This is a genomic window from Nitrosopumilus sp. S6, from assembly GCF_054515815.1.
The window spans coordinates 19,306-32,920 of sequence record NZ_JBTNRI010000007.1; the positions used below are offsets into that span (position 1 = coordinate 19,306).

General features: G+C 33.0%; 12 protein-coding genes. 10 read left to right on the forward strand and 2 right to left on the reverse strand.

From position 1 onward, the window contains the following. Positions 1 to 13: 13 nt before the first annotated feature. From ACX12B_RS06165 to ACX12B_RS06205, 9 genes are all read left to right on the forward strand, one after another. Positions 14 to 2,461: a hypothetical protein gene (locus tag ACX12B_RS06165; RefSeq protein WP_459353164.1), complete on the forward strand. Its 2,448-nt coding sequence runs from the start codon at positions 14 to 16 to the stop codon at positions 2,459 to 2,461. A 217-nt stretch (positions 2,462 to 2,678) separates the two neighbouring features. Further along, on the forward strand, positions 2,679 to 2,885 hold the full coding sequence (locus tag ACX12B_RS06170) for a hypothetical protein (RefSeq protein ID WP_459353165.1): 207 nt from the start codon (positions 2,679 to 2,681) through the stop codon (positions 2,883 to 2,885). Further along, positions 2,882 to 3,445, forward strand: coding sequence for a hypothetical protein (locus ACX12B_RS06175; protein WP_459353166.1), 564 nt, complete (start codon positions 2,882 to 2,884; stop codon positions 3,443 to 3,445). Before ACX12B_RS06170 ends, ACX12B_RS06175 begins: the two co-directional genes overlap by 4 nt. Before the next feature lie 28 nt (positions 3,446 to 3,473). Next, positions 3,474 to 3,674, forward strand: a complete 201-nt coding sequence (locus ACX12B_RS06180) for a ribbon-helix-helix domain-containing protein (RefSeq protein ID WP_459353167.1) — start codon at positions 3,474 to 3,476, stop codon at positions 3,672 to 3,674. A gap of 48 nt (positions 3,675 to 3,722) precedes the next feature. After that, positions 3,723 to 4,340: a hypothetical protein gene (locus ACX12B_RS06185; protein WP_459353168.1), complete on the forward strand. Its 618-nt coding sequence runs from the start codon at positions 3,723 to 3,725 to the stop codon at positions 4,338 to 4,340. Between the two features lie 299 nt (positions 4,341 to 4,639). Beyond that, the gene (locus ACX12B_RS06190) at positions 4,640 to 6,595 is read left to right on the forward strand and encodes a plastocyanin/azurin family copper-binding protein (RefSeq protein WP_459353169.1); all 1,956 of its coding nucleotides are present in this window, start codon (positions 4,640 to 4,642) and stop codon (positions 6,593 to 6,595) included. After that, positions 6,596 to 9,235, forward strand: a complete 2,640-nt coding sequence (locus tag ACX12B_RS06195; protein ID WP_459353170.1) for a hypothetical protein — start codon at positions 6,596 to 6,598, stop codon at positions 9,233 to 9,235. It abuts the gene before it with no gap. Between the two features lie 104 nt (positions 9,236 to 9,339). Beyond that, positions 9,340 to 10,470, forward strand: a complete 1,131-nt coding sequence (locus ACX12B_RS06200; protein WP_459353171.1) for a CFI-box-CTERM domain-containing protein — start codon at positions 9,340 to 9,342, stop codon at positions 10,468 to 10,470. Next, positions 10,457 to 11,128: a nuclease-related domain-containing protein gene (locus tag ACX12B_RS06205; protein WP_459353172.1), complete on the forward strand. Its 672-nt coding sequence runs from the start codon at positions 10,457 to 10,459 to the stop codon at positions 11,126 to 11,128. Before ACX12B_RS06200 ends, ACX12B_RS06205 begins: the two co-directional genes overlap by 14 nt. On the opposite strand, the gene ACX12B_RS06210 is transcribed toward ACX12B_RS06205, so the two are convergent. Then, positions 11,112 to 12,197, reverse strand: coding sequence for a tyrosine-type recombinase/integrase (locus ACX12B_RS06210; RefSeq protein ID WP_459353173.1), 1,086 nt, complete (start codon positions 12,195 to 12,197; stop codon positions 11,112 to 11,114). The genes ACX12B_RS06205 and ACX12B_RS06210 overlap by 17 nt on opposite strands. A 105-nt stretch (positions 12,198 to 12,302) precedes the next feature. Between ACX12B_RS06210 and ACX12B_RS06215 the strand changes: the two genes are divergently transcribed. Further along, positions 12,303 to 12,800, forward strand: a complete 498-nt coding sequence (locus ACX12B_RS06215) for a hypothetical protein (RefSeq protein ID WP_459353174.1) — start codon at positions 12,303 to 12,305, stop codon at positions 12,798 to 12,800. Here ACX12B_RS06215 and pheA read toward each other — a convergent pair. Then, positions 12,797 to 13,612, reverse strand: coding sequence for a prephenate dehydratase (pheA, locus tag ACX12B_RS06220; RefSeq protein WP_459353175.1), 816 nt, complete (start codon positions 13,610 to 13,612; stop codon positions 12,797 to 12,799). The genes ACX12B_RS06215 and pheA overlap by 4 nt on opposite strands. Between the last annotated feature and the right edge of the window lie 3 nt (positions 13,613 to 13,615).

A 13,615-nucleotide genomic window follows, 5' to 3' on the forward strand; every position in this document is an offset into this window, starting at 1 on the left:
ATATGAATATCACATGCTAAGATTTAAACATGTTTTAGCGGTTGTTTTTCTCTTCATCAGTATTATCACACTTACAAGTTTCATTCCTGATTCTTTTGCACAATCATATACGGGAGTTTTAACTCTTGATCCAATTTCTTCAAAAGTAAAATCTGGAGACACAATAACATTTTCAGGACAACTCTCAACTACTTCAGGACATGTAGTTACTGAGGCAACAATTTACATCAAAGATAATGTACGATTTGGAACTGATACAATTCTTGGAACCGTTCAAACAGATGAAAATGGTAGATATTCTGCAACTTGGAAAGCACAAGTACGTAGTAGTGGTTCTTGGGATTTTTATGCAGTTTATGAAGGAAGCTCAAATATTTCAAAAGCAAAAAGTGTTCAATACAGTGTTGATGTTTCATCATCCTATTCCAGCTCCTCAAGTTCTAGTTCTTCAAGCTATTCAGGCTCAACATCGACTTACTATCCAACATCAATAACACTAGATAGAATTCCCTCCTCAATTTACGCAGGACAATCAGTAACTTTTACTGGAAAATTAACTTCTAATGGAGAACCTTTGAGAAATACTCTTGTAAAAATTATGGAAGATGATCCATTATCTCCAGATCAAAGATTAGGATACGGGAGAACAGATTCTAGTGGAAAGTTTTCAATTCCATGGAAAGTTTCTGCTGGAGTAGTAGAAACTGACTTTGATGTTTATGCAGTATTTGATGGTGATTCATCCTACAAGAGAGCTAGAAGCTATAACCAAGAGATGAGTGTTCTAAAATATGGGGGTTCTATAACCTTGAATCCATTTCCTAGTAGCGCAACAGTGGGTGATGTAATTACATTTTCAGGAAACTTGGATCTTAACCAAGGAAGTCCATATGGTGCCGTAGTTTACATCAAAGATGAAGATCCATTAAATCCTGATGACTTGCTTGCAACTGCATATGTTGATAGTTTTGGAAAATTCTCAGCTACTTGGTTTGTAACAAATGTTGATGAAGATTCAGTTGCTGATATTTACGCTGTTTTTGAAGGAAATGATGTCTTATATCGATTAACCACATGTGATAAAGGTCCAACACTAGCCTTTGGTGCAAGTTGTCAGTATACTGTTCCACTAAGGACAATAATTTCATCTGCCCCTCCACCTCAACCTCCATCTGGAACAATAACCGATCCTTCATTGTCAGGTAGTGAATATATGAAATTGTATTACTCACTTGACCTTAACAGAAATCCCAAAGTTGCTATCGTTCCATCCCCTGATTCCTATGATGAAGTAAGAAAGCATATCATTCCAATCCAAGAGGGAATTAGGACTTGGGAAACTCTTTTGGAAAGAAAACATGGAGGGACATGGGATATCTCTTTTGAAGTAATACAACCAGGAAAATTATTTTTTAAAAATAAGCCTGATATTGTAATGAATCTTGTAACTCCTGACAAAGACTCAAAATGTTTGTATGAGTATTCGGGCTGGGCAAAAATTTGGAGAGGTACAACAAAACCTGTTCAAACACAAGTCTGCTCTAATAGTCCTGATGTTGGTGCTACTGCAGCTCATGAATTCATTCATGCTATGGGACTAGGTCACACATTTAACATGAAAGGAGATTTGATGTGCAGTGCTGAATATTCTAATGGAAGATGGGTTCCAACGTGCCCAACTTCATTTTTCCGTTCAAGCCAACCCTCTGATTTTAACTTAGCAGCTGTAGCTTATCTTTACAATTCTGATGGATTCAAAAATCCAAATACACGAGTTTCATATGAATCAAAATTTACAGTAAATGATTATCTTGGAAAAAGTTCATCTACAACTATTTCAAAACCAACACCTGCTCCTACTCCAAAAACTACTTTAGATTCTGATGGAGATGGAATACCTAACTCACGTGATTTATGTGATTATGAAAAGGAAACATTCAACTTTTACAAAGATACTGATGGATGTCCTGACACAAAACCAACTACAATTCCAAAAGCAACAACTAACTTAGATTCTGATAAAGACGGAATACCAAATTCTAGAGACAAATGTGATTACCAAAAAGAAACTTTCAATGGATATAGAGATGGAGATGGATGTCCTGACACAAAACCAATTGACTGGAAACAAAAGTCACTAAAATCTCAAAGTTTAGTGAATTCTAAGATTGTATCTCTAAAATCAGGCATATCTGAGGCTGAAAATTCCCTTTCAGGCTTGTATTATGGCAATTCAGATGCACAAAAAGAAGTTGATAAAGCCTGGACTGCGTTGTGGTATGCCAAAAAATCCCTAGGTGATGCTGAATGGACACAAAAAGAAGGTGAGAAATTTATCTCTCAATCAAAATTTAAAGATGCATTTTACAAATATGAATACTCTAATGACAAAGGCAATCTTGTTGAAGTTTATCTTTCTGAAATTACAATGAGATTAGATATTGCTCATAGACTTCAGTAGGGAAATTAAATAATTTGTTCCATACGTAACACTTGATACCAAGTGTTAGCTATGCTTTACAACAATACTTTGTCAAATTTATTTACATTTCTAATTTGTTCGTGAGAAATGTTATCTATGCTTTGTATTAGTAATACTTTTTTTACTCCCAAAAAATATTGTCAACAGATTTGATCTATCCAATTAATTAAGATCAAAAAGATGTTGTTGTTGCACAATGACTCATCTTCCATCATTTCTACTCTCAAAAGAACTTTCTACACAACTACAATTAAAAGAGCAACATTTTCTAGTATTAATTCCAAAAAAACTAGTTTCAAATAATGAATTATCCTTTGAATTCACTCTGAAAAACAATAGACTATCACTTTTGAGTTCTAAGATAGTACCTGAAGTGAATCAATCTGAGGTGATTGATACTTGAGTTATGCTGATGAGTTAGATAAAGACCGATCTTATGCTTCTCAATGTTTTACTAGAGTTCGTTGGTATTGTCCTGTATGTGTAGTACAAAAAAAAATTAAAAAACATTGTAAGATTCACAAAAGTCCTGCAAGCTGGTGGTGGCACATAAAACATGACCATGGAAGTTTTGTAAATAGAAAATTTAGTTTTGATGATCTGCGAATTGTGTCAAATCATATGACAAAGGCATTAGAATGGGGTATCATTTCAGAATCAGGAATTGATGAATTCTTTGATGAACCCACACCAACATCATCTTCTTTGATATATCGTGGAAGACCTGCACGCAATGATGTTCAAAGAAAACTAGTCAAAATAGGCTCAAAATTTAAGGAGCAATCTCAATCATATCCCTATTTTAGCCTCAATCAGATTCATCTAACAATATCACTAACTATTGGACCTATAGATTCTCGAACTTTGGACAGTTATGCTGATTGTGTGATAAGATATTCTTCTGAGGATGCTGAGAATAATGCATTTGATGTTACAGATTTTTGTTCCAGACTCGGTGTTTAACTAACGTAACACAATATGTAACACAATCGTGAATACACGTACTATCACTATTCGATTAACTCCTGAATTTATTCAAAGAATTGATGAAAAATGTAACACAGGTAATCAATGTAGAAGTGACTTTATCAAAAATGCAATTTCAAAGGAATTACAGAAATCTGAGCCTGTTCCAGAGGTTAAAGTGACTGCAGTTAGCTATGATGATGGAAAAACATGGATTGATGTTTAACATAACCTAAAGATTTTATCATAAAGTATGATATTCTTTTTATAGATTATGAAACCTAAACGTTCCAGCTATAGTCAACGTAAAGCAAAGGCCAGAATAACTGACACACCATTTAGGAGAATTAGATACTTTAAGAGAATTGAAATTGATCCTATGCTATCCGAAATAAAGAAAAGAAGAAAAGGTGATCCAATTCGAAAAAGCTTATGCAATTTTATTATTATTAGGACAATTTCAATTTTTGAATTTTATATGTTAAATGAAATTGGTAGGCTTGCTGACAAGGATAAAACAACAGCATCAGAATTTTTTAAAGATGTTAGAATCGATGTTCCAATAAGTCATCAGTTAGCATCAATGTATAACTTTGCTGACATAAAACAAGTAAATGAATTAATGAGTAAATTCATTGGTGAAGATTTTCTTAAAGCAATATTTTCTGAAAGTGTAGATTATGCTCCAGATTATTCTTTAGAAGTTGAGCATGTAAAATATACCACCCCTCTTCATAAGAATTGGACAAATGTTTTAGAAATTTTTGATTATAGAGATGAATTAATTCATCATAACAAAATGTCTGATTTTACATGGACTGAAATTCGAAATATTGTGGGTGGTATTATGCAGTTCATTTTGTGTTCTTTGATGGTTAGTGGAAGATTCTAAATCCAATTTTCACAATAACCCCTCTCTTTTAGCCTCAAAAAGTATAGTTTACTCTTCATGATATGTAACATGCTAGGATGCAATACTGAGGCCTTTGCTAATGTGATGTTTTATCACTTTGAGGAAGGAATGAAAAAGCCATTTTGCAAGCAGATAATGAGATTTTGTACTAATCATGCAATGGAGATATCTAGAGATGATTGCTCTATTAGGATTCAGGTATTAAACTAGGAAAGATAAGACTTGCTACTAAAAATGAAGATCAGATTTAAAAGTAAATTGTATCTGAAAAAAATTACTTGAGAGGTTCATACTTTATTATAATATTTTTAGGATTTGGAGTTTTCTTTAGTGCAGATTATGCTTTTGCTGAATCATATTCAATTAATATCAATCAAGGAGCTTCTAATCCCAATTGTTCAAATTGTTTTGATGTACATAATTTTAACATCAATCAAGGTGATAAAGTAAAATGGATTAATCAAGATTCCACATCTCATACTATTGTTGGAGGTACTACTAGTGATGGACCGAATGGAACTTTTGATTCTGGAATAATAAAACCTGGAAATAGTTGGACACTAACTTTTACTCATGATGGAAAATATCCATTTTTTTGTATGTTGCATCCATGGTTAACTGGAACAGCCTATGCTCAAGAAGCTCCAAAAAATAATACTCAACTAACACTCAACATTTACCCTTATACAGTAAGAGAAGGTGGAACTGTAACAATTTCAGGAAAATTAACTTCAAATGGATATGGAGTTAGAGATGCTACGATTTATCTAAAAGATTTTGATCCTGTAGATTTAGTTCATGACTCTATTGGAACTGTAATTACTGATTCCAATGGAAATTTTAAAGTCACTTGGCAAGTTCGTGATTTAGATTCAGGTGATAGAAGATTTTCAGCCTTGTTTCTTGATTTGATAGGTGGATTGGGAACCGTTTCAGCTGCAAACAGCTTTTTTAATTTGATGGAATCGACCACAGTTGAGGTTTATGCCATATACAATGGAAATTCCTATTATCAAAGTAGCAAATCCTGTTACAATGATTGTAGAAATAATGTAATTACAATAACGGGAAGCTCTACCGAATCTAAATTAATTGGGATGGTTTTAGATTCAGTGATTCCGGGAAGTAGTGATGCACTAAAGATTGCATCAATTCTAGATTCAGGTGAAATTAGCACGTCTGACTATACTTTTGTTGAATCAAAATTACGCTCAGCATTTGTAAAAGAGTTTGGAATTGATGCTAACACTCTTTCAATGGTGGAGATGACATACCTGCTAGAAAATCCTGATGAATTATCAAAATTAAAAAGTTCACAAAAACCTTCCCAATCCATACCAAAACCTACTCCTACACAAAAATATTCTACTTTTACACAATGGAAAACTCAAAGCATGACTGTTTCAAGTAATGATGATGTACTTCTTAGAGGAACTGTTCTAGGAAATACTCAATGGGATGGAAGATGGGAGTTCATCAAATATCAACCAGTTACAATTTACATGAATGATAGAGAACTAGGAACCACTCGTACAAATGGACAAGGAGATTTTGAATTTTCAGTTGCAAGTGGTTCAGGAATCTATAATTTTGCTTTGAAATATGCAGGTTCTAACAAATGGTTTGGCTCAACTACTTCTGGGCCTACGATTGTTTTCCAAGAGTACACATCTAAACATGATGATCAAAAACAACGAGAACAAGAATCGGCAAAAATTCATGAAGAAAATGTTAGAAAATTACAACAAGCACAATTTGAACGAGAACAAAAAGAACGGGAACAAAGAGAATCTGATAGACTAGCACAGGAAATTCTGAAAAAAGAACAAGAACGTCAAAGGAATGAAAGAATAGATAAAATCAAACAGGAACTACCTGAATTACAAAGAAATTCCTATGAAAAATTAAATTCTATTAGAGATGGTCTTGTAATTGCACAAAAATCCCTAGAGCAAACACAATCTAATTCTGATGAATCGCAAGAAAAAATCAACAAGGCTTGGAATATTTTAAAACAAACCCAATCAAATTTGATTAAAATTGAAGAATATTTGCATAATGGAGATACACAGTATGGTAAAGAGCATTATGAAAATGCCAAAGTTTGGTATACGTTAAATGAAAAAGATCCAAATATTTCATCTTGGAATGAAATGGGTAGTAATTTGAATGAAATTTCAAAACTAATCAAGGAATCAAAACCTACATCTTGCTTTTTGGTGTGGTGTTGGTAGATGAAATCTGTACTAATTATTGCATTAGCATTTGTTCTGTTCATTCCTGTTTCAACATTTGGTGCAGAACAACTTTCATTATACAATGAACATGGATTCTCAATAGAATATCCTTCAGAATGGGAAATAGTTGATACTTGGGATTCTACACCAAATAAAGTATTTTTTAAATCTGATTATATGGGAACTTCTGGAATTTCTGTTGTTCTTTCAGACAAATATGAGTTAGCAGATCTTTATGATAGAGAGTTTATTGAAATAAAAGATGTGGATCAAACCTTAGTAGATAAAATAGAAGAAAATCTTGAAACTACTTGTAAAATAAACAGACATGGCCCATGCTGGAGTTTCAAACTATTAGATTCTAAAATAATTACTGTAAATCAGGAAAAATCAATCTCAATAAAATATTCTGCAGTAATGGATGATATTCCAACCACATTTAGAATGCTTTTGATTCCTGATGAAGATGATTATTGGTTTGTTGTTGCAAAAACTATTGGAAACGAGACAAATTTTGAATTATTTGAAGAAAGTATCAATTCATTCAAACTAGATTCTACTCCCACTCCCACAATAATCAAATTACAACCAACTCCCACTCCTATTTTCCAAATTCCTTCTGATTCTGATATTGTAGTAGAAAGACACACGAATGTAAATTTAATTTTAATTGGAGATGAATGGCTCTCTACTGCAAAATCTACCATCTCAAATAATTTACCAAAATATCGAGATCCAATCTATGTCTCATCACAAGAGAAAACAGGAGTTCGACACGTATACAATTACAATTTTGTTTCAGTTTCAGACAAAGAAGTTGAAGAACTATCAACATTTCTGAAAAACTCTTCTTTTCAAAGACCAATAGTTGGTTCAGATTTAGTTGACATTCCTTTCTGGCAAGCAGCTTGGGTAGCTGCAAATCATCCTGAATGGGTAACATTTGATAGATATGGAAATGTCGCAAGTTACAATATTGATTATAGGTTAATTGATGCTCTTGCAACTGAAGAATTCATCTATGAAAAGTTCATTGGCAGCAATACTGAACTGTCTGACCCTGATTCTGTAAATTTGGTATTTATTGCAATGGATTTGGATGATGCTGATTTTCTGAGAAATTATTCTGTTACAAGTAGAGATGATGCATCCGGTAAAGAATTTTCTTCTATGGGATTGATGGGATATGGTGGAAATTACAATATGTTGTTTTTTGATTTGTATGCAGTACCTTGGTTAGATTTAGACATTCAAACATTTGAGTATGCTTTTCCACCTTGGATAGAATCTGCACACGATTGTGATTCTAGTCAATGTGTTGCAGATTTGATTACTTTTCACACTTCTGAGGCATTACAGTATGTTGTTTCTCCACATTTACTGTATCCAATAAAAAATGCAGAGCAGTATGTCGTCAATGTGTTGATATACACAAAACCTGGAGGTCAAAATACAGTTACTCCTCAAACCCTACCCTATTTCGTTGATGAAGAAAAAGTAAAGAAAGAACTTGAATTCTTATATCCATTTTCTGACTGGGAAATAAATTTTGAGTTAGAAAGAAAAGATACTAGGGGGCTGTCTTATGAATTCAAAAAAGTATTAGAGTCTACTTCACATCATACCATTGAAAATATCTACGGGGATGAAAAATCTCTTCAGATTCTAGACGTAAGTAAAATTCAACCTTATTTGATTTCTTGGGCAGAGTCTAAAAAATCAACTAGCACTGAGGATACACAAATTGTTCCTGTGTTAATTGAGATTGATAGTAGTGATAAATTTGATATTTACTTGGATGATTTTGGTGTTTTAGGTATTGCACCTTCATTTCCCAATTCTAACGAATCATGTTGTGCATTAGGAGTAACTAGTCAAAAGAAGGTCTGGGGTGAAGAAATTGGATTTACTGATTTACTAATCCATGAAACAGGACATGCTTTGGGATTGATGCATCCTTTTATGAGCACAAATGATTTTGGAGATATTACTGTAAATGAATATTTTAACTGGTATTCTAGTCCAATGACATATTCTTTTCCTAATGCTGGTTGTGGATTATTGTTTAATTTGATTTTCATAGATCCATGTGGAAATGCATCGTTATCATTTACTAATTTTGAAAGAAACATGATTAGTGATGCACGATTGGCATTTCTTTGGAAAGAAACAAATTCAAACCTAGATGATCTAAGTGGTCAAAATCTTGAAACAGCATCAAAAACACTTCAAGATTCAAAGAATGCATACAAAAATGGAGATATTTACTCTCTTAGTGGTTCTCTCAAATTAGCAACAGAAGCACATCAATCTAGTAAAGTGTCTGAGAAAAATTCACAATTGCTGTCTGCATCAGTAACGTCACCAAAAGTTCCTGATTGGATTAAAAATAATGCAAAGTGGTGGGCAGATGGACAAATTGATGATGATTCTTTTGTTCAGGGAATTCAGCATTTAGTTAAAGAAAAAGTCATTTCTATTCCTGTATCTTCAGAAACTTCAGTTACTGCAAGTGATGGTGTTCCTGATTGGATTAAAAATAATGCAAAGTGGTGGGCTGATGGATTGATTGGTGAAGGTGACTTTCTAAAAGGAATTGAATTTTTAGCAAAATCTGGAATCATCAAAGTGAACTAAATGGATAAAGAGTGGTTAAGAGTAAAAAGTGGAAGAAGTAAAGGTTGCAAGGACTGTCTTAATCACAGATGTGTACCAAGTAGTTGTAGTTGTGAGTGTCATAAATGAAATCTGTAATAATTATTGCACTGGTGTTTGTTTTGTTAATTCCAATTCCAGTATTTGCACAAACTGCTGAAGAAATGTGGAAAGAAGCAAGATATGCACAATTAATGGAAGGAATGGGTCATGAGTTCAATAATGGCCCAGCAGGTGATTATCTTTCAAAAGTAAAAGAATGTCTTAGTTTTGCTTCTGAACAAGATAATTTTGCTTATGGAGGTGCTTTGGCAAACAATGATTATGGTTCAGCATTTCTAATTTTAGAAAGATTATGTCCATATCATGAAGAGGAGTTTAGGCTGTATCTGAATTTAGAAACTGATGTTGAATCTAATTCTTGTAATGATTTCAAATTTGGTCAATATGCATCACTTGATGATTATCCATTAATTTCAAATCTTTTAGAACAAGGATTAAATGAAAAAAATCAAGAAACTGGGAAAATTATTGTAGATAATTACAAAAATACATTACAATATGAGTCCGAATGTAATTCACTTTGGAATGAATTTCAAAAAATTAGAGTGGAATCTCAAAACTGGAATGATAACTGTAGTAATTTTGGTAACTATGTTAACGCAAAACAATTAGAAAATATGTATCACACAATGAATGGTGTTTGTGGGTTTGCAACTCTTGTAGCTGTTGAACAAACTGATGAGTCTGAAATTGCTTGTGGAGTTGGAACAATAGAAAAAGATGGAATTTGTATTGCAGATCCAAACTACAAATCACTAGAATCAAGTTCTAGAGGTGGAGGTTGTCTAATTGCTACTGCAACATATGGAACAGAACTAGCCCCACAAGTGCAACAATTAAGAGAGCTACGAGATAATCAACTATTCAACACAGAGTCAGGCACAAAATTTATGAAAAATTTCAATGATTTCTACTATTCCTTTAGTCCTGTAATTGCAGACTATGAAAGAGAAAATCCTGCATTTCGAGAGATGGTTAAAGTTGCAATTACTCCTATGATTGCCAGTCTATCAATTCTAAATTATGTGGATATGGATTCAGAGGCAGAAGTTTTGGGATATGGAATTAGTTTGATAATGTTGAATGTGATGATGTATGTTGGTATTCCTGTACTTGCTTTAATGAGGTTTAGTAAAAGCCATGGACAAACTTGAAACTCGTAGAAGAGGAAATTCCTATCGAAACACTTCAATTATATTATTTGTAGTTGCAGTAGTTTCCTTTTTTGGTCTTGCAATTCATTTTTTGTTTTTCTTTTTATCCATAGTTTTGTTTATTCTTGGAGCCTACTTTTGGAGTAAACAAACTACATGGAATATTGGTGCTGAAGGTGAAGAGTCTGTTATTCGTGTTTTAGAAAACCTTGATTCTTCTTTTAAGGTTGTAAATGATATAGTTCTTCCAGGTGATAGACAAAATATTGATCATGTGGTAATTGGTTCTACTGGAGTATTTGTAATAGAAACAAAAAACTACAATGGAATCATCAAATGTTATGATGATGATTGGTATAGAGATAAGGTAGGAAGACGAGGCACTGTTTATGATGCAAGTATAGGAAATCCCAGTAAACAAGCAAAACGAAATGCAGTTGTACTAAAGAATTGGTTTGAATCAAAGAATATTGATGTTGGTTACATCATTGCAGTTGTAGTATTTACCAATGATGATTTAGAATTAAAGTTAGTTAGACCTACCGTAAGAGTGGTTCGTCTTGATGATTTACTAGGAGTGTTTAATGGTCAACCAAATACCAAAATGACTAGCGAAAAAATAAATTCAATCTATGAAACACTTAATCAATTAAAGTAGTGTCTATTCTCTTTTCTAAATTCTGCAACTGTCTAGATAGATTATCTACAATTTCTCTCAATTCATGATTTTCCTTCTGAATTTGTGCGTAATTTTGGTCTAATTTCTCAGTTTCAGCAATAGTTAGGGTATGTTCAACATCTTGGTAAATCTGAGCCCTTGCCTTTTCATTTTGGCGGTAATACACTAATTTCAATGACTTGTGACCCATTAATGCTTCTGCAAAGTCTGATTGATGTGCATCAGTTACTTGGGTTTTGAACCAAGCTCGTAATGCGTGAAAGTGAATTGCATTTCTACCATTTTCATTTTTCTTGTTTAGTTCTGGAATGTTATTTCGTACATGACGTAACATTCGCTCAAATGATTGTCTTGTTACTGTGACATTTTTGATATAATCTTCTTCTGACTCATGACTATCTTTGAGAAATAGATGGTTTGTAATCTTATATCTTTTGATATAGTCTTCTAACGCATTAGTGGCCTCTGAACTAATGCATGTAATTCGTGTTTCTCGTGTCTTTGTGGTTTCTGCTCTAACCATGACAGTTGTGGGCTTCTTTGTAAGGTCAATATCTTGTAGTCGAAGTTGTAATAGTTCTGATATTCTCATACCACTGGAGCAAAGCATAAGAATAGATGTTGCCAATTTTGGATTAGAGAATCGAATTAATCTATTGATAGTCTCTTTGGTTAATCCTTCTTCATACACATGTCGTGCTTTAGGTAACCTGAATCGTTGTTTAATGTCTTCAATGTAGATTTTACATCCAAGAAAATTTAGAAAATCTTTTGAAACTGTAAGGTATAGTCTAATTGAATTACTTGCAAGTGGCTTTTTTCCTCCTGCAAGAAATGAGAAAAACTCATCTAAGATTGCAATAGGATCCGTATCGTTATTTTTTAACGACTCTTGGAACTGTCCAAAGTCTTCTTTTCTTTCTGTCTGGATAAAATCCACAAATCTGTGAATGATGAATCGGTAGGATTCACGTGTGGCATGGCTTCTTGAAACCCTGAATTTACGCTCAAGATAGGCGTCAATTTTGCTTTGAAGTATGGCTTGCACTTTAGATTTTTTCTTCTTTGAGTTACTTAAAGACCGAGTTAATGTCACTATAGAGTCGTTTGTAATGTAGATAATTTTTTAAACAGTATTGGGATTGATTGAATCATGTTATCAAAACGAACTATAATTGGATTAGTAGTTGGTAGCATAATTATTGGAATCGGTGGATATTCATTAATCACACATATTGGATTAATCACAATTCATGAAAATTACATTGTTGATATTGGAGATTCAACAGTTTATACAATTCCTGCACCTGATGGTACCAAACAGTATATGGAAATAAGAGGTGATTCTTTTGATTTAGAACTTGAGTCCCCTGGACTTGGGCAGGGAATCAATGAAGGATTACAAATTCCAAAAAGTTCCTTTAAAGACAGACTTGAAGAGCCCTTGGCGATGGAATGGATACACTTGTTAGATGGAAATACCATAATTCGAATTCAAAACACTGGTAATACTGAATTAGAAATTACAGGTACTTTGATTAGAACCTCTGATCCGATTTGGTTTACTTTTGATCTTATGGTTATTATCTCTGGAATGGTGATCATTGGATTTAGCATGGGCTTTACATTAAGAAAGCCTAAAGGCTTTTAGCTTAATTTTGTTGAAGGATACGAACCCAATACTTTCAAAAATAAAGTGTCTTGTTTGATTTTTTCTAACATTTCTGAAATTTTAGAATCTTTTTGATGTCCTTCAAAATCTACATAGAAATTATACTCCCAAGTGTTTGTTCTAGTTGGTCTTGATTCTATCTTTGTTAGATTAACATTGTTTCTATGAAAATTTTCAATTATTCTGAATAATGATCCAGGTTCATGTTTTATTGAAAATATTATTGAAGTTTTATCATTTCTTGAAATTTTAGATTCTTTCTTTGATAATATCAAAAATCGTGTGTAGTTATTCAAGTTATTTGCAATATTTTCTGAAATAATTGGGACGTCGTATATTGTTGATGCCGTTTTACTTGCAATACATGCACAATTCTTCTTGTTTAATTCTTTGATTATTTTTACACTACCTGCAGTATCGTATGTAGGAATTGTTTTCATTTTATGTTCTTCAATAAATTTTCTACATTGACCCAAAGCTTGTGGATGTGAATAAACAGTATCAACTTCATTTTTCTCACCAATTCCAATTAGACAGTGTTCAATTCTGTGATAAATTTCACCTGTTGCATTTAGCGGTGTAGAGTACAACAAATCATAGCTTTCCCCAACACTTCCTTCTAATGAATTTTCTACAGGCAAAATTGAATATTCTGTTTTGTCCTTGGATGTATTTTCTAAAACTTCTGCAAACGTTGCAAATGGAACTGTTTCAATATCTTCAACAAATAATGATCTTGCTGCAGCTTCACTATATGCACCCCGTTCACCTTGGAACGACACACTAATCATTTT

Bases quoted from the DNA above. Each gene is read 5' to 3' on its own strand.
- ACX12B_RS06165 (WP_459353164.1), top strand. From the start codon at position 14: ATGCTAAGATTTAAACATGTTTTAGCGGTTGTTTTTCTCTTCATCAGT.
- ACX12B_RS06170 (WP_459353165.1), top strand. From the start codon at position 2,679: ATGACTCATCTTCCATCATTTCTACTCTCAAAAGAACTTTCTACACAA.
- ACX12B_RS06185 (WP_459353168.1), top strand. From the start codon at position 3,723: ATGAAACCTAAACGTTCCAGCTATAGTCAACGTAAAGCAAAGGCCAGA.
- ACX12B_RS06195 (WP_459353170.1), top strand. From the start codon at position 6,596: ATGAAATCTGTACTAATTATTGCATTAGCATTTGTTCTGTTCATTCCT.
- ACX12B_RS06200 (WP_459353171.1), top strand. From the start codon at position 9,340: ATGAAATCTGTAATAATTATTGCACTGGTGTTTGTTTTGTTAATTCCA.
- ACX12B_RS06205 (WP_459353172.1), top strand. From the start codon at position 10,457: ATGGACAAACTTGAAACTCGTAGAAGAGGAAATTCCTATCGAAACACT.
- ACX12B_RS06215 (WP_459353174.1), top strand. From the start codon at position 12,303: ATGTTATCAAAACGAACTATAATTGGATTAGTAGTTGGTAGCATAATT.
- pheA (WP_459353175.1), bottom strand. From the start codon at position 13,612: ATGATTAGTGTGTCGTTCCAAGGTGAACGGGGTGCATATAGTGAAGCT.